Genomic DNA, 16877 nt, shown 5'->3' with positions numbered 1-16877 from the left:
GGGGGAGGCACCAAGGATTACTCAAACTCCGCAATCATTTTGGATTGGACCAAATTGCCGTCCTTGTCATATTCTTTGAAGTCAGCTCGATAATAAGGAGTAGCTCCATTAAAAGTGAACTGCACCGGGGTATCGATGTACAACGTCGTTCCATTCTTTAAATAATTGCGAGGACCCATCATTTGGTATAAGTCTATTTTCGGCCAGCCGTTCCATTGGCTTATCGCATTGATTGTATTGCGTGCGTCATCTAACGTGATTGTTTTATAGTTCGGGTAATAGAATTTTTGAACCAATTCTTTATCGTCGAAGGTGATTTTCAAATCACCCTTCAGATCGTGCGTTCCGGAGTATACCATCTTTCTCAGATCATGCGTGACGACCGCTTTATGACCTGGCGGAAGCGTGACTTCTTGGGAAGGAACGGTATATTTATCCGATTCCGTATACGTTTCCGTCTTGGTAGTGGATAAGTTATAGGTTACGCTCGTTTCAAAATCGGCCCCTGCCAAAGCGACTACGCCTTTGGCAGCCACTTTAAATCCTAGCTGCAAGCCGTTCGTGACGGAAATGGCTTGGGATTTTGTGTAATCCTTTTGGAAGCTGTCTGTTTTCATTTTCTGTGTTGAGGAAGTATAATTCGTCAATTCCGAAGTGCCGCGATATATCGTATCCCCTGTATTTGATGTGTACTGAATATTGGATACATTCATATCATTAACCGCTTCGATTTTTAATCCCATTTGCTCGGCAACGCTGTCATAGCCTCTGGAACTTGCCAGGTTGTCCTTGAACCAGGAAATAAACCGGTTGGATTGGTGGGAGGATTGATCTTTCAGAATCCAGTATCTAGCCAGGAACCAGCTATCCAATATTTGTTCCTGCATATTAATAGGCTGGTTCGTCATCTTTGCCTGTCTATCTCTCTCTTTGATTCTCAGATATACCGTATCGATATATGATTCTGCAAACGGAACCGCAATTTCGGAAGATGAAATGGCAACGCTCTGTACCGGAGCGAGATCCGCGGCCATGGCCGGCAAAGCCCATGCTGGAACCATACTTAAGGCCAGCGCGCCAGCGATTAGTTTTTTCTTGTTTTTTTCAAGCATTTCATGTGTCCTCCTTTTTGTTTAGAAGATCAGTACCTACTGCCTAGTGCCTAGTGCCCTCCAATCAGATGATGGTCGCCCCGCAAGTCCCCTTTTGCGACCGTGGGCGATGAGTCGGCGCCGGACAAAGCTGCTTGCTGATAACCGAAAAACAATGCAAAAACCAAAAAGGCGCTCGCTATCTTCCGCATTCTCCTCCTCCTTTCGTCCTACCTTTTTGTTATTCACTGTTGCTAACTCAACGATAACACGGTTCGAATCCGAGCGATAAATAAGGATAGTTATATTGTGTTCCAATCATGTGAATCCGACCGGAAACTGTACTGCATCAGTCGAAAAGTATAAAAATCATTACCGAAAATCCATTAAAATGTGACTCTATCTTCCGAAAATAGAATTGGGGGCAATGCAATTCTTGCGGCGGGATGTCAAACTTATCTTCTCCACATCTTAGATACCAAGTGAAGTCGGCAAAGGGGAGATCATGTGGTGTATACGTTGAATGCAAGCGAAATCGGGAAAATTATTAAAGAATTGCGCCTAAGGCGAGGATTGAGTCAACAGGCGTTGGCGAAAGGAATTTGTACGCAGCCTCATATCAGCAACATTGAAAATGGCAGAGAAATGCCGTCTGGCTTTATTTTGTATTTATTGTCAAAAAAACTAAGAGTCAATGTGAAATATTTGTTTGATAGTCACAATGATTCCAATATACCCTATAAAAATAATATTAAATTTATTGTCCACTCGTTTATTCAAGAAAATGATTTCGATCAAGTCATAAAGATACTGGACGAAGAAAGCCATCTTTTTAAAGCACCCGAAGATCAACAATTCCTCCTTTGGGCAAAAGCCATATCACATTACTACTCTTATAAGGACTTTCATTTCAGCTTCATGCTGCTCAAAACGGCGTTAAGAAAAACGTGCAAATGTTTGAAGTTTTGTTCGGAACAGGAACTTACGATTATGAATAGCATCAGCATTTTATTATCTGAATCCGGTCAGAATCGCAAGGCACTCCGCATTTTGAAATGGACATACCGCCACATTCATCGGCATTACTATATCGAAGACAGGACACTTCCTATCAAAAACATCTACGCGCTTGCACGCTCATTATCGAGAAATCATGATTATCACGCCTGTATACACTATTGCAGCCAAGGAATTGAACAATGCTTGAAATATAATTCTCTCTATCTTTTTGGTGAACTGTATTATGAAAAAGGGTTGAATCACTATTTTTTACATCAGCATCAAGCGGCATTAGAGGATTTCGAGCAAGCCATTATGCTGTTTAAACTCAAGAAACAATACAACTTCCAGCGTTTTGTAGAAATGAAAATAAAGGAGTTCAAGCTTGGGGTGCATTGTAACCAGGATAGAAAGGAAGGGGAATTCACTCCGTTATAGTACAATGGGGAGAGGAACTAATGGAGGTGATAGTATGATTTATAATCTGGAAGATTTGCAGAAAGCGCATCAGGCGGGGAAGAAGATCAAATACTTATTTTTCTGGGGACATACGCCTCCAGCAGATGGAAGCATCAATCAGAGCTGCTTCAGCCAGTGGTGGAACTCTAGCTTTACGATAGACGGCCATAAATATCGCTGTACTGAGCAGTACATGATGGCAGAAAAAGCGCGGCTGTTCGGCGATGACGAGATGCTGGAAGCCATTATGAATGCGAAGCACCCGAAACAAATGAAAGCCTTCGGGCGGGCCGTAAAACGCTTTGATAACGACGTATGGAATCGCGAATGCTATGATATCGTGAAGCGGGGCAATCTTGCAAAGTTTTCGCAAAACGAGGGGCTGTGTGCATTTATAAAAGGCACTAAGCGGCGTATTTTGGTAGAAGCGAGCCCCGTTGATCGGATATGGGGGATTGGCATGGCGAAGGATCATCCTGACGTGGAGAACCCGATGAAATGGCGGGGCACCAACCTGCTAGGCTTCGCCTTGACTGAGGTGAGGGATCAGTTGTTAGCGAATGAAACCAAATAAAGACCAAGCTGAATTGGCTGCCCCAACGATTCATGTACGATTCGAAGGGCAGCCTCTCAGCCTATCTGCTATTTAGTTAATGATTGCGATTCATTCCAATCTCCCCCTCTTTCATTTAAACCCGGTCAAGGCCGATCCAGACTGCATGAAATACTTCTGTCCGAAGAAATAGAGAACGATCATCGGCAGCGTCATAATGGTGGAGGCAGCCATAAGCTTCTCCCACTGTGCGCCGTGGTCTTGCTGGAAGCCCTGCAGGCCGAGCGTAATGGTCCATTTTGCTGAATCATTCAAATAAATAAGCGGCCCCATAAAATCTACATACGACCAGACGAAGGAGAATAAGGCTACCGTCACGAGCGCAGGCTTCAAAATCGGCAAAATGATGCGGATATAAATCCGGATTTCAGAAGCACCATCTATCTTGGCTGCCTCGGATAATTCTGTGGGTACCCCCATGAGAAATTGGCGCAGCAGGAAGATAAAGAAGGGAGCCCCGAAGAAGGCGCCGATCGTCAGCGGCAATATCGTGTTTACCCACCCAAGCTTCGTGAAAATGATGTATTGCGGGATAAGCTGCACCTGAGCGGGCAAAATCATGGTGGCGACAACGATGGAGAAGATGATACCGCGCCCTTTCCATGGAATTCTGGATATCGAATAGGCGACGAGCGGCGCGGCGAATAATTGTCCGACAATATTAATGGCGCAGATGAGGAGTGTATTCGTCATATAGCGGGCGAAAGGGATTGTCTCCAACGCTGCAGCATAGTTGGACCATTGAAAGGTGTCGGGCAAGAGACTGGGCGGAAGCTGGAAAATCTCGTCTGGCGTTTTCAACGAGGTCATGACCAGCCATAAGAACGGAAACAGAAACAAAATGGAGAACAGAATCAGCACGGCATGCGACAAAATGGATTTCCGAAGCTTCGAGGCCATATTAGTCACCTCCGTAATAGACCCATCGTGCCGAGGTCTTCAAGAGTACGAATGTAATGAGCAGTACGATGATGAATAGAATCCAGGCAAGGGCAGAGGCGTAGCCCATTTTCAAGTAAACGAATGCTTCCTGATACAAATTGACCGTATAGAACAGCAAGGATTGATCTGGCCCGCCGAGCGATTTCCCCCCATCTACCTTCCCCCCAGCCAGAATGTACGATTCTGTAAAAATCTGAAACGATCCTATCAACCCCATAATGAGCTGGAACAAGATGATCGGCGAGAGTCCCGGAATCGTAATGTTCCAAAATCGATGCCACCAGTTGGCTCCATCGACTTGAGCCGCTTCGTAATACTGCTTTGAAACGCCCTGAAGGGCAGCGAGGAAGATGAGGGCCCCTGCCCCGGTTCCCCATAAGCTCATTAAAATTAAAGAAGGCTTCGTATATTGCGGATCCAGCAGCCAAGCGGGGTCGGGAAGGCCTAGGGAGCGCAGAATCGTGTTCATTAAGCCGAAATCCGGGTTCAGCATCCACGTCCACAAGAGGGCGCTGGCAACGATCGGAATGACAGACGGCAAGTAAAAGATCGTCCGGTAATAATTAATTCCCTTCACCTTCGTGTTCAGAAGCAGCGCGATCATTAGGGATACAATGAGCGTGATGGGTACGGATATAAAGGTCATGAACAGTGTATTGCCAAGTGAACGATAGAAGCTCTCGTCTGCGAAAATGTGCTCATAGTTGCGTAGGCCAACCCACTGCGGGGAACGGAACAGATCATACTCGGTCAGGCTGAAGTACAAGGAGCCGAAGAATGGATAGACAGTAAAGGCTAGAAAACCAATAATCCAAGGCGACGCAAATGCCAGACCGAGAAAGAAGACATGCCGCTCTTTCTTCGTCCAGCCTGTTTTCTTTTGTTGCGGGACAACGACTGGGGAGATGTTCATCATAAGTACCCTCCCAACGGCTTCTATTTGACGAGTGGCTGAATCTTGTCTTTCACCTTCTTCAAACCTTCCTCCATACTGACAGTTCCCCTTAAAATTGCGTCAACCTGTACTGCGAACTCGGCAATGTACTCATTGGCGAAGGAAGTAGCGGGGAAGGAATGCAGGTTTTTGCTTGTAGAGTAGTCTAGGAACTCTTTGAATCCAGGTACGTCATGATAGACCGGATCCTTCAGCGCGGACAGTCTCGTTGGCAGGTTCCCAATCGCAGCGGTGAACTCGGCCATCTGCTGCGGCTCCGTCATCCATTTCAGGAACTTCCATGAAGCGTCTGGGTGCTTTACACCCTTCGGAATATAGAACACGCTCGTCGTGACATTGCCGGGGTTCTTCCGCTCAGAATGCTTTTCATCATATGGAATGGGAGCAATACCGTAGTTCAAATTCGGAGCGAACTGCTTAATGAAGGTCGGCAGCCATTCGCCGTCGATCGTCATCGCGTACTTGCCGGAGAAGAATGGATTTTGGGCGGACATATATTGTCCGAGACCGGAAGAGAAGCGATCCAGATTAGCTGAGCCGTATTGATCCCAAATGCCCTTGGATAGTTCGAGAGCTGATTTGACACCAGGGTTGTCGGGTGTAACCTGCTTTGCAGCTTCATCATAGAACGAACCGTTGTACGCATTGGCGAAGGTGTACGTGTCCATTCCCGGCCATAGTCCAAGCCGCTGCAGCCGTCCTCCATTCTCCACGATACTGAGTGCCTTAATATACGCCTTGAGCTGACTAATCGTCTCTGGCGGGCCATTAAAGCCGGCTTCCTTTAAGATATCCTTGTTATAGAACAGCATCGTGACGTGCATGGCAATGGGAAAGGCATAGGTTTTGCCCTCATGTTGCGAGATGCTGAGCGCGGCAGGAACAAAGTCTTTCAGATCGACACTGTCCTTGGAAATATAATCGTCAAGCGGCATCATCGCGCCACGAAGCCCCCAAGGCACGACATTTTGCCCAAATTGAGAGGCGATATCGGGAGGATTTCCGCCTGTAATTGCAGTGAGCTGCTTCTGATAGTCGCTTTGAGACAGCCCTTTTACCTGAATATCAGAGTTGGAGGCATTCCACTTGGCAATCAGCTTTTCCAGTGCAGCGGCCTCCGGCCCGGTCCACCCATACCAGAAGCTGAGCTCTACCTTATCTTTGGAGTCCGAATTGCCAGTCGATCCTCCTTCACCGGATGTGCTTCCCCCGGAGCAGCCAGCAAGCAAGGAGAACGCAACAATCAGTGCAAGGCACCACTTCATTGGCTTTCTTTTCATGCTTATTCCCCCTCAACACTCAGAAATGGGTATTATCGACACCGATTATACAGTTTTAGATTCGAAGGCAGTCTACTTGTGATAAGCAATACCGTGTATTCAAAGTAGTCGTCAATTCCCTCCTTATTCGTGTGAAGTATCCCCATGGTAGCATGTATGCGCTTTATTTTATTTCAAATTTGTGTGTAAAAGTGGGATTATCGTATGCGTGCATGGCTCTTGCTGGATCGCTTGCTTGCGGTAGGAGGTAGGGGAAATGCCGGTGTATTTCTTGAACATGCGGCAGAAGTAGGACAGTTCGTTGAATCCGATCGCATAGCAGACATCCGTAACGGACAATTCGGTCTGCTTCAGCATGGTAAGAGCATGGAACATGCGAAGGTCTGCCAGGTAACGATTGAACGTCTTGCCCGTCCACGTCTTGAATACACTGCAAAAGGTAGACCGCGACAAATTCGACAAGGAACACAGAGTATTCAAATGCAAATCCTCGTGATAGGCGGAATGGATATAATCAATAACCCCTGTCATAATCGATCTGTATTTCTCCTCCTTCTCAAACCCTGCTTGCACAACGTCTTTGTTAATTTCTCTTACGAGAATGGAGAGGAGAAGAAGTAAATGGGATTTCAACACCAATTGAAAAAAAGGAGAACGCCGTTGATATTCAGCGAGCATTTCCTTGAGTACGTTGAGTACGCGAATCTCCGCAACGTGTCCGAGCGTAATCTTCGATTGCATGCTGTCATCCCGGCGAAGGAAATATTCCAGGTAGGCAACGTCAAAAAAGAGAGGAGCCACCGGTTTTTCTTCAAAGCGTTCGTTAATAAAAGAAGGCATAAACTCGCAGCCATAGACTTCAATGTCTTGATCGGGAGGTATTTCAATCCGGTGCACGGTGAATGGGGAAATCACAAATATATCACCCTTTCCAATATCGAATTGTCGATTGCTGACAGTATGTTGGAAATTCCCCTTTGCCACATACCAAATTTGAAAATAGTCGTGACAATGGTGGGTTAAGCTGTGCTGTCTGAGCAGCTTGTACATTTTGCAGGGAACATCCTCAAGCATCTCCATCTTGGAGGTGAAATAAATGATGCCTGAACGAGCCCATTTGCCAATTTCGGCTGTTTTCCACTGGATATCCAATGCTGATCACTCCTGTTCATCTTGTAAATGAGAAAGCCTAACTCACTCACACTATACGATATTGACGGAGGACAACCACAAGTTAGACATGATAGACAAATATCCTCCCGCAGAAGAGGTGCAGGAGGATTGGTTGCCTTACTGTAGTATATTCGCTTGATTGTCAGAACTTAGGCCCCGATTTTCGGGCTATAGGGTTTGCCCACTGTCTACCGTGATGATTTGTCCCGTCATGGCTTCCTGTTCTAGGACGGAGCAAATGAATTGTGCGATATCCTCCGATGTTGAGAGGTGCTGCAGCAATAGATTCGGGGCGAGCTGCTGCATTCGCTCCTCTTGTCCGCGCCACCATCTGGTCGCTACTGCACCGGGCGCGACGCAATTGACTCGAATGGCAGGCGCTAGTGCGCGTGCCAGCGATTTGGTCAGGCCATGGACTGCCGACTTGGATACCGCGTAGGGGAGCGAGGAACCGAGCCCTGTCTGTCCGGCAATACTGCCAACGTTGACGATTGCGCCATTCTGCGTCTGCTTCATGTAAGGAGCAACAGCCCGAGCACAATAGAACATCCCTTTTACATTAACGTTAAAAAGCTCATCCCATACCGCATCCGTTGCGGCATCCAGATCCTCTATCGGTATATGCTTCGTAATGCCCGCATTGTTTACAAGCACGTCAATCGTGCCGAAGGCATGCACGATCTGGTTCACCATCATCTTAACTTCGTGATCCCGTGAAATATCTGCTTGAACAGCCATGGCGCGACCGCCGTTGGCTTGAATGCTCCGTACCGTTTCTTCCGCATCGGCTGCGGATCGGGAATAGTTGATCGCTACGAATGCTCCCCGCTTTGATAATTCGATCGCGGTCGCCCTGCCAATTCCAGTACCCCCGCCTGTCACCAATGCTACCTTATGCTTCAAGTCCATGCTTACGCCCTCCCGTTCCCTTTCTTTATCTGTTCATATTCATTGTACTGAGCTCGTATGTATTTGTATAATTGAATGTAATGAAGATATAGTTCAATTAAAATGAATTGATGAGTAGGGATTCCTGGTGGACATCAAAACCTTAAAAACATTCCAATGTATCGTAAAATCAGGCAGCTTTATCCGAGCGGCAGAGGAAATGAACTATGCACAATCGACGATCACGATGCAAATACAGAAGCTGGAGAAGGAAATCGGCGCACAGCTTTTTGATCGCGGGAAGGCGATTCATCTGACAGAAGCAGGCAGGCTGTTCTACGAGCAAAGTCTGGAAATCGTACACCGTATGGAGCAACTGCAAAGCAATATCGCGGATATGAGTAACGGAGAAGCCGGATCTGTTCGAATCGGCGTAACAGAACCTACAGCAAGCAGTCGCTTGCCCTACAGATTAGCGGAATTCATGGGCGACCATCCACAAATTCGTATCGCTGTTGAGATCGCCAGCACCCCTGCATTGGTAGAGCAATTGCTTCACAGCGATCTCGATTTTGCGATATGCTCGTCGCCTGAGGTAGGCACCGATCTGCATTTTGAGCCACTCTTTCTTGAAACATTTTCCATGCTGCTGCCAGAACATCATCCGCTAGCATCCCATGACATCATTCAGCCAGCAGACTTGGAGGGAAATCGCCTATTGATAACCGCAGATGCTTGTCCCTATCGGAAGAAGCTCGATTTTATCCTGCAGGACATGGGGCAGATCGGCATAGACACGATGGAGATTGGGAGCATGGGTGCACTGAAGCATTATGTGCAAAGCGGGCTAGGCATTGCCTTTGTGCCGGAGATCATGGTAGATTCTGCGCCATTAGGCACAGTGGTGCGCACAATGGAAGGAGCCTCGGTCGATATGCTGACCGGCATGCTTTGCAGAGTGCAGCCGCATCGAATGAGTTTGGCCGCCGCGAAGTTATATCATTTTTTAAAGAGGTCGCTTCATTTGAACGGACACTGACACGATGCAAGTTTTCAATTACGGGCCTTCTTAATGTTAACGAACGTGCTTGTGTTATTGTTTTAAAGCTAATATTTATTGACAAACGATAATCCAATCTCTACAATGAGGAAATTCTTTTGTTCAATGGGTGTTCTATATTTTTGTTGTATGCGTACGACATGTTTTTGGATGCACTGACCATCGTTCCGATGGTGGTTGTGTCATTCCTTGCACTCGCTATTGGTTTTTTGAGCCTGACCTTGGCTCAGCTATTTGAGGAGGCGACAAGAATCAAAGAAGAAAACGATCAAACGATATAAAGTGGGGTTATCATTGTGGCAATTCGAGTTAATCTGGATGTAATGATGGCCAAGCGAAAGATGAGCTCTACCGAGCTCTCCAGAAGATTAGATATTACGATGGCCAATCTTTCGATATTAAAAACGAACAAGGCGAAAGCGATTCGCTTCTCGACATTGGATGCCTTATGCAGCATCTTAGAATGCCAGCCCGGCGATATTTTAGAGTATGTAGAAGAGGAAGGGGATCACGCAGATCGTTCTCTCACATAAGAAAATATCGCGATTCGTCTGTAACCCAAGAGATTGTATCAAGAAAAATGCGAAAAGCAATCAACTATCCCAATAAGAACGCGGGAGCCGGTTGATTGCTTTTTTTCTATTCAGGCACTGTTATAATTGTAACGCCCTTCATAACATTGGCGGGGTTATCCTTGTTATACAGCCAATAGGCAGGCGTGTCGGCGATATGCTGAAGCCGCAGACAGAATTCTGTCAGTGGCAGACTGTCAGAGTGAATAATCAGCCTATTTCCGTCCACGGTAATGGTTTCCGGGGGAAGAGGAAGCTCTCCCTTGCCCGTCACGATGCTCACACTGCCCGGACGCTTCGCAGAAGCCTCATCAATCCGCTTTTGAAAGGACACGACGGCCTTGTCGCGCTCGGGTCTGCTGACCGCAGTAGGAACAGGGGCTTCATCGTACATATATTTGCCGAGGTGATATTCGTAGGCGGTCCAAGTAGAGAACCCCATATCCTGGGCTACTTCGCCAAATTCAAGATACCAGTTCCGATCCTTCACCATTGAGAGCGTGGAGCCAATATCGGCCTGAACTCCTAGCGGGATGTCCGGGTGGACGGCTCGAATCTGATCCACAAAATTTTGATAGCTGCGAATATACTGCGGCGGCAGCTTGCTCTGGGGCTTCATCCAATCCGGCCAATGCGTCTGCAGGAAATGCAGATCAGGATGGACGGCTGTAATCATCGCGGCGGCATCGAGACCTTGCAGCTCGCGCAGCTTGGCAACAGAGTCAGGGCCTGCGTCTATCGCTAAGGACCAGGTTGCCACGAGAATATCGCATCTGGCTTCTCGAACCCCGCCTTTTCCGTTCATCAACTCATTCAAGAAGCTGTTCACCGTATTGACCCGAAATTCAACCCAATCTCGATATAATGCTGTATTGGTCAAATAATAATCGGGATCGCGCGGGTCGGTGAAGTTCGGAATACGCGGGTGTCCGTACTGTTCCTTGAACGCCGCTTGCGCCAGCGGGCCGACATCCCCGTACACGCCTCTTCGGATTCCGTCCCATTCAGGGAAATACGGCTCTGCTACCTCGATCCCGTCAAATGGATATTCGCGTACCAATTGAGCAAGCTTTTGCTTTTTCCACTGGACATAATCCTTGTTATGCGGCGAGAAGCGGTAATAACCATCGTTCACTGGCTTCAGCAGCTCCATTTGCCAGCTCGGCCATTCCGGAGGGAAGCCTTCTACGGAGTAGGAGCCATTGCCGAGTACGAGTGCCCATACGTACAAGCCCCTTTGCTGGAAAGCCTCAATCAGCTCGCGGTTAACGTTATTTTCGTTTACGACGAAATAATGGACGCCCACATAGCCATTCTGAACCATTTCATCAGCGATGCTGGCCGTTGAGCGATCCTGATAATAACGGAATGTCGGATCGACCTGTATGGTGGGACCCGCAAGCGCGGAAGCGTGGTGTTTATTGGCGTTGTTTTTGCACAAATGCTTATGATGCTTGGTTGTGCTAGATTCCGCGGAAGACAGCAAGAAGGGAGGAGATATGTGAACCTCACGAGATCCGGGCGAACCGAATAAGCGAAATGTACGAAATGAAAACATAGCAATACCTCCTATATGTGCCGCTTCTTGCTGCCTCTGTTTCATTGTGATCGAGTTCCCATAAAGAATGGGTTCAGTTAGGAATTGTTATACCGAATCGGCCTTAGAAATGCAAATGGTTCGCTCTTCCCATCTGCTGATTACGAATGAACGGCAGCGCACGGCAGCTCAATCCATTCATACGGCCGCTGCATCGCTTTCATACCATTTTCAATAATAGAAATAATGGCGATAGTGTGCTCAGACGGTACCGTTGCATGGCCTGATTCGAAAAAAGCTACTAAATCGCGAATAAACAGCTGGAAAAAATCCGATTCCGGTTTCAAAATGCGGCAGCTTCCGGAGCGGTACTTCACTGCCAGCGTAAATGGGCATTCGTCGCCAAGGTGGCGAATCGTCGCTTGTCTGCCGCTCCCAAACTCGATAAGCAGGGCAGGAGCTGTTTCAGTTCCGATCGACATTACTCGCTTCGCATCCGCACCCATAAGCGATACGATCGGTTCGATCTGGTGAATGGAATAGTTCTCGAACGCGCCTGGCCCCAAGCTGGAAATAACCTCAATGCCTTCACGCTCGGCATCGGCATATTCCGTTGCATAACGCAGTGCGGATGAGGAATACAGCGGTGTTCCATGCTGAGCCGCCCATTTGAATAGACGCTGCGCTGCTGCTTGGTCAGGAGTGAATGTCTTGTCAATGTAAGTCGGCTTGCCCGAAGCCAGCGGCAACTGAGCCAGCGCTTCATGCTGCTCTGGGTTGTCAGGAGAGAGCACAATCAAGCAGTCGCTTTTCTCAACGACTTCTTCTATGGAATCGAGCAGTTGCACGCCATGCTTGTCGGCCCATGCACTGTTGCTCAGTCCATGCTCAGAATCCTTCACGCCATAGGCATACGCCACTTCCATGTTTCCGCCGGATGCATTGCGAATCCACGCTGGATAGTTGTTGGCGTGCCATTCATCTAAATAAAAATCGATAAATCCGATTTTCTTCATGCGAATGTTCCTTCCTTGGCGAATGAGATTTCCTTGCCTTGTTCGGACGAATCATAAATTGCTTGCAGCATTTTTGCCGTCACGATGACGGTGTCGATGTGGGATGACAGCTTCTCACCAGACTTGATACAGGAAATAAAGCTGTCAATTTCGTTCTGGAACATATCTGTCTTAGTGAACTTCGGTGTGCTCTCCAGTAAGGCGCCGTGCTTTGCGCTGTAAATCGTGAAGTCTGCACCGTACTGCAAACGGATGCCGGCCTTGTCGCCGAGGAAGTCGATGTACATCTCGTCCACGCCGATATTTTGCGCCCATGCGCCATTGACGGTAATGGATGGGCCAGTGGTTCTGATCATTGCGGTTACGAAGTCATCGACATCATACTTTCCGTTATAGTTAGGAGGCCCTGCCCACATATTGAGATAGGAGTAGTTCTCCATATCCTTGCCCAGCTTGCAATACGTTTGCCCAGTTACCGTCTGCGGCTCCGGATCGCCTGTGCAGTACATGACGATATCAAGAAAATGTACGCCCCAGTCAATAAGCGCACCGCCGCCTGCGACAGACTTATTGGTGAAGTCCCCGCCCAAGCCCGGGATTGAGCGCTGTGAACGGAAGCTGACATAGACGTGGTACAAATCGCCCAAATCGCCGTCAGCGATCATTTTCTTTATAATATTTACTCCTGTGTTGAAGCGGTTGACGACCCCAATATTCAGCGTCACGCCTGTCTCATGCTGAACCTTCTGCATCTCCAGTGCTTCTGTGTACGTTCTGGCAGCCGGTTTCTCACAGAGCACGTGCTTGCCTGCACGCATGCAATCGATCGCGATGGAGGCGTGGCAATCGTTCGGGGTACAGATGGACACGGCTGCGACTTCAGGATCATTCAAAATGAGATGATAGTCCTCAATGGCTTCTCCGCATTCGTATTTCTCAACAGCCTGCTCTGCACGCTCCTTACGAATATCGCAGAAGTACTTAATTTCGACTTCTGGATTCGCCATGTAAGATGGGATGTGGGCACTATTTGCAATCGTTCCGCAGCCGATAACGGCGACAATCGTTTTACTCATTTCAATCCCTCCAATGATTAGGGTCTGTATAGGACAGAGCCAGATTCCAATTCAGTATGGTGCTTCGGTAACAAGTACCCTCATGGTAGCATGTATGCGCTTTAATTAATTTGACTTTCGTATATAAAATTGGGATTATTGTTCGATTTTTGAGTGCGGGTGGAAGGGGGCGGCAGGCATTTTGGGTAGGGGATGAACAAAGGATAGCCCTGCAAGCTCATGCCTCAACCCAAACAATTCGCATATTTTACAAATTACGAACAAATCCCATATATAGTGGAATCTATGGAGGTTATCCCATATACTTAGAGCTTACCTGCATAAAAAATAGAAGAAATGGAGATATGGAAAATGTCTAATTTGCCTAATTGCCCTGCCTGCCAGTCGGAATATACGTATGAGGATCGCAATATGTTGGTGTGCCCGGAATGCGGGCATGAATGGTCTGCAAATGAAGGAGCGGGCAGCAGCGAGGATCAGAAAGTCGTAAAGGATGCGAACGGCAACATATTGAACGATGGCGATTCCGTATCCGTCATTAAGGATTTGAAGGTAAAGGGCAGCTCGTCCGTTATTAAAATCGGAACTAAAGTGAAGAATATCCGCCTTGTGGATGGCGACCATGATATTGATTGTAAAATTGATGGCTTTGGCGCGATGAAGCTGAAGTCTGAATTCGTCAAAAAAATATAAGCTAGCCCAAGTTAAAACCCACCTAGACCGTGTGTCGAAGGTGGGTTTTATTGCAACTTCGGGTTAGAGGCCCAGTCCAGTCTTGCATAGCGAATGGTATGTTCATGCTGGAACCGTTGTTCTGGCTGTGTTAGCTTTCCGTCATGACACCGCCATTGACATGGAGAACCTGACCTGTGACATAAGAGGAGTCATCGGAAGCCAAATAAATATAAGTCGGCGCCAGTTCGAATGGCTGGCCTGCGCGTTTCATCGGGGTGTCGCGTCCAAAGGTCGAGACGTAATCGGCTGAGTAGCTGGATACGGTAAGCGGCGTCCATATCGGTCCTGGAGCGACAGCGTTGACGCGTATGCCTTTATCGACAAGCTGTAATGACAATGAACGTGTAAAGGATACGACGGCTCCTTTCGTGGAGGAGTAGTCAACAAGCAGCGGGGCGCCGGCATATGCGGTTACGGAAGCGGTAGAGATGATGGAGCTTCCCGGCTGTAGGTAAGGCAGGGCGGCCCTGGTTAAATAGAACATCGGGAATATGTTCGTGCGGAACGTATTTTCTAGCTGTTCGTCCGAAATGCAGAGCAAACTCTCCTGAGGGAACTGAACGCCCTGGTTCAGCACGAGCACATCGAGCCGACCGTAGTGTTCAATTGTTCTGCGAATGACCTCCTTGCAGTATGCTGGTTGACGGAGATCGACTTCGAGCAGCAGGCATCGCGCTCCATAGCTTTCCACCATTTGACGGGTTGCTTCCGCATCTGAACGCTCGTATAGATAGGCGATCGCAACATTTGCCCCTTCCTTGGCGAAGCCGATGGCAACGGCACGTCCGATGCCGCTGTCACCACCAGTAATAATCGCTATCTTGCCCGCCAACTTGCCGCTGCCCTTATAGCCTGGATTATCGGATATCGGCTGCGGGCACATCAAATATTCAAGTCCTGGCTGCACATTCTGATGCTGGGGTGGGAAGGGAAGTGGCAATTGGCGGCATTGCGTTTCATAGCTGTAATAAGGAATCATGGGAATCATGACAAGATCCTCCTGTGACTTTGTAAGCTTACAGGCAGGATATTCGCCTACTCCCAGATTGGTGACCTTTCGGCAAGGTGAAGGGCTGGAAGGGGAATGCGGTGTTGATTAGAGCAAGAACACGGAAAAAACGGAAACTTTCAAATAATGGATATGCCCAAAAGGGGGCCTTCATGGGCCTGTCAGGAAAGGAAATGCTATAATGCTATGTAGAACAACAGGTTGAGGTGGCAATTATGGCAACGGCAATTTCCTTCTTTGCAGGTGCTGGTGGACTCGATACAGGCATCCATCAGGCAGGCTTCGATATTCGATTATCACTTGAAATAGAACCTATATTTTGCGAGACGCTTCGGGCGAACTATCCGGATATGAATGTGGTTGAAGGCGATATCTCGGACTATTCTCGGGAGCGCATCTATCGAGAGGCGGGTTTGGATGAGGGGCAGGACATTGATCTCATGTTCGGCGGCAGTCCTTGTCAATCATTCAGCACAGCAGGCAAAAGGCAGGCATTCGAGGATCCCCGCGGCCATGCAATGCTGAAGTTCGCGCAACTGGTGGAGGAAGCCCGTCCCAAGGTATTCCTATTGGAAAATGTGCGCGGACTGCTGTCTGCTTCCTTAAAGCATAGACCGCTGCGTCAGCGGGGAGAGGAGCATTCCCCGCTTGAGCCGGAAGAGATGCCAGGCAGCGCGCTTGCACATTTGCTCCAATATTTTCATGAATATCATGTGACCTATGAGCTGCTGAAAGCGGCTGATTATGGCGTTCCTCAGTCTAGGGAGCGGGTATTCTTCGTTGGCGTGCGCAAGGACTTGAATGCTTCGTTCGCGTTTCCTGCCAAGACACATGATGCTGAAGGCCGAGATGGATTGCCAAGATGGGTAACGCTTGGAGATGTGTTGCGCGACATGGAAGTGGAGGAGCATCATTATCCTCGGTATTCACCGGAAAGATTGTATTATATGCGCATGATTCCGCAGGGTGGAGGGAACTGGCGGAGCTTGCCTGAGCAATTCGTCGAACTGGCGATGGGGGGAGCCTATGAGTCAGGCGGAGGAAAGGTAGGCTTTTATCGGCGCCTATGGGTCGATCGGCCAGCCCCAACGCTGCTGACCTCCCCTATTCAGAAGAGCACGAATCTCGGTCACCCGTACGAGGATCGTCCGATAAGCATTGAAGAATATATTGCCCTGCAGCAGTTCCCGAGCGGATACCAAGTAGCAGGAACCTTGTCTCAGAAGTATACACAGATTGGCAATGCAGTGCCTGTCCGTCTGGCAAAAGTGCTGGGCAATGCGATTATGGAACTGCTTGAGCGAATTACAAAAACACAGGAAACGAATACGATGGAAGCAGTGGCAAGCAAGTAGTGTGGTTCAGATACAAGGTGCAGGGATCATCCCTGCCCTTTTTTTGTACAGCCATACGTATGGAAAAATGGGGAGAATCACCTTTCGTAGTTAGGACGTTAAGCTGTTTACATAAAT

18 protein-coding genes are annotated in these 16877 nt (G+C 48.1%); 7 read left to right on the top strand and 11 right to left on the bottom strand.

Annotation, left to right across the window (positions count from 1 at the left end; genetic code table 11):
• Positions 1 to 17: 17 nt before the first annotated feature.
• The gene (locus ACQ5BJ_RS18685; RefSeq protein ID WP_005545285.1) at positions 18 to 1112 is read right to left on the bottom strand and encodes an ETX/MTX2 family pore-forming toxin; all 1095 of its coding nucleotides are present in this window, start codon (positions 1110 to 1112) and stop codon (positions 18 to 20) included.
• A gap of 50 nt (positions 1113 to 1162) precedes the next feature.
• Positions 1163 to 1303 carry a hypothetical protein gene (locus tag ACQ5BJ_RS18680; RefSeq protein ID WP_163979549.1) on the bottom strand — a complete coding sequence of 47 codons (141 nt, stop codon included), beginning with the start codon at positions 1301 to 1303 and terminating at the stop codon, positions 1163 to 1165.
• A gap of 298 nt (positions 1304 to 1601) precedes the next feature.
• Between ACQ5BJ_RS18680 and ACQ5BJ_RS18675 the strand changes: the two genes are divergently transcribed.
• On the top strand, positions 1602 to 2528 hold the full coding sequence (locus ACQ5BJ_RS18675; protein ID WP_268623082.1) for a helix-turn-helix domain-containing protein: 927 nt from the start codon (positions 1602 to 1604) through the stop codon (positions 2526 to 2528).
• A 34-nt stretch (positions 2529 to 2562) separates the two neighbouring features.
• Complete coding sequence (locus ACQ5BJ_RS18670; RefSeq protein WP_430111906.1) at positions 2563 to 3123, top strand: NADAR family protein; 561 nt, start codon at positions 2563 to 2565, stop codon at positions 3121 to 3123.
• Between the two features lie 111 nt (positions 3124 to 3234).
• Here ACQ5BJ_RS18670 and ACQ5BJ_RS18665 read toward each other — a convergent pair whose 3' ends face one another.
• From ACQ5BJ_RS18665 to ACQ5BJ_RS18645, 5 genes are all read right to left on the bottom strand, one after another.
• A complete protein-coding gene (locus ACQ5BJ_RS18665) occupies positions 3235 to 4062 on the bottom strand; it encodes a carbohydrate ABC transporter permease (protein ID WP_430111904.1) in 828 nt (275 codons plus the stop codon).
• 1 nt (position 4063) lies between these two features.
• Positions 4064 to 5020 (bottom strand): carbohydrate ABC transporter permease, encoded by a 957-nt coding sequence (locus ACQ5BJ_RS18660; protein WP_005545276.1) that lies wholly within the window; start codon positions 5018 to 5020, stop codon positions 4064 to 4066.
• A 20-nt stretch (positions 5021 to 5040) separates the two neighbouring features.
• A complete protein-coding gene (locus ACQ5BJ_RS18655; RefSeq protein ID WP_289356724.1) occupies positions 5041 to 6339 on the bottom strand; it encodes an ABC transporter substrate-binding protein in 1299 nt (432 codons plus the stop codon).
• Positions 6340 to 6507: 168 nt separating this feature from the next.
• Positions 6508 to 7491, bottom strand: a complete 984-nt coding sequence (locus ACQ5BJ_RS18650) for an AraC family transcriptional regulator (RefSeq protein WP_430111901.1) — start codon at positions 7489 to 7491, stop codon at positions 6508 to 6510.
• Between the two features lie 189 nt (positions 7492 to 7680).
• Positions 7681 to 8421: an SDR family NAD(P)-dependent oxidoreductase gene (locus tag ACQ5BJ_RS18645; protein ID WP_289356722.1), complete on the bottom strand. Its 741-nt coding sequence runs from the start codon at positions 8419 to 8421 to the stop codon at positions 7681 to 7683.
• A 127-nt stretch (positions 8422 to 8548) separates the two neighbouring features.
• Here ACQ5BJ_RS18645 and ACQ5BJ_RS18640 point away from each other — a divergent pair, with 127 nt between their 5' ends.
• The 3 genes from ACQ5BJ_RS18640 (at position 8549) to ACQ5BJ_RS18630 (ending at position 9993) form a co-directional block, all read left to right on the top strand.
• Entirely contained in the window at positions 8549 to 9439 is an 891-nt protein-coding gene (locus ACQ5BJ_RS18640) for a LysR family transcriptional regulator (protein WP_268599204.1), read from the top strand.
• 119 nt (positions 9440 to 9558) lie between these two features.
• Positions 9559 to 9741 carry a DUF2975 domain-containing protein gene (locus ACQ5BJ_RS18635; protein ID WP_268599205.1) on the top strand — a complete coding sequence of 61 codons (183 nt, stop codon included), beginning with the start codon at positions 9559 to 9561 and terminating at the stop codon, positions 9739 to 9741.
• A 42-nt stretch (positions 9742 to 9783) separates the two neighbouring features.
• Positions 9784 to 9993, top strand: coding sequence for a helix-turn-helix domain-containing protein (locus tag ACQ5BJ_RS18630; protein WP_206703677.1), 210 nt, complete (start codon positions 9784 to 9786; stop codon positions 9991 to 9993).
• A 106-nt stretch (positions 9994 to 10099) separates the two neighbouring features.
• Here ACQ5BJ_RS18630 and ACQ5BJ_RS18625 read toward each other — a convergent pair whose 3' ends face one another.
• From ACQ5BJ_RS18625 to ACQ5BJ_RS18615, 3 genes are all read right to left on the bottom strand, one after another.
• Positions 10100 to 11590, bottom strand: coding sequence for an N-acyl-D-glucosamine 2-epimerase (locus ACQ5BJ_RS18625; protein WP_430111898.1), 1491 nt, complete (start codon positions 11588 to 11590; stop codon positions 10100 to 10102).
• Positions 11591 to 11730: 140 nt separating this feature from the next.
• Positions 11731 to 12585: a hypothetical protein gene (locus tag ACQ5BJ_RS18620; RefSeq protein ID WP_430111896.1), complete on the bottom strand. Its 855-nt coding sequence runs from the start codon at positions 12583 to 12585 to the stop codon at positions 11731 to 11733.
• Complete coding sequence (locus tag ACQ5BJ_RS18615) at positions 12582 to 13661, bottom strand: Gfo/Idh/MocA family protein (protein ID WP_289356719.1); 1080 nt, start codon at positions 13659 to 13661, stop codon at positions 12582 to 12584. The genes ACQ5BJ_RS18620 and ACQ5BJ_RS18615 overlap by 4 nt, the downstream gene beginning before the upstream one ends.
• A 351-nt stretch (positions 13662 to 14012) precedes the next feature.
• Here ACQ5BJ_RS18615 and ACQ5BJ_RS18610 point away from each other — a divergent pair, with 351 nt between their 5' ends.
• Positions 14013 to 14354 carry a zinc ribbon domain-containing protein YjdM gene (locus ACQ5BJ_RS18610; protein ID WP_005545259.1) on the top strand — a complete coding sequence of 114 codons (342 nt, stop codon included), beginning with the start codon at positions 14013 to 14015 and terminating at the stop codon, positions 14352 to 14354.
• Between the two features lie 130 nt (positions 14355 to 14484).
• Here the strand turns inward: ACQ5BJ_RS18610 and ACQ5BJ_RS18605 are convergent, their stop codons facing one another.
• Positions 14485 to 15384: an SDR family oxidoreductase gene (locus tag ACQ5BJ_RS18605; protein ID WP_005545258.1), complete on the bottom strand. Its 900-nt coding sequence runs from the start codon at positions 15382 to 15384 to the stop codon at positions 14485 to 14487.
• 236 nt (positions 15385 to 15620) lie between these two features.
• Between ACQ5BJ_RS18605 and ACQ5BJ_RS18600 the strand changes: the two genes are divergently transcribed.
• Entirely contained in the window at positions 15621 to 16760 is a 1140-nt protein-coding gene (locus tag ACQ5BJ_RS18600; protein WP_430111893.1) for a DNA cytosine methyltransferase, read from the top strand.
• Positions 16761 to 16877: the final 117 nt, after the last annotated feature.

This window comes from Paenibacillus sp. B1-35 (genome assembly GCF_050474385.1).
Lineage (GTDB): Bacteria > Bacillota > Bacilli > Paenibacillales > Paenibacillaceae > Paenibacillus_B > Paenibacillus_B alvei.
This window is presented reverse-complemented; position numbering and strand designations above follow the sequence as displayed.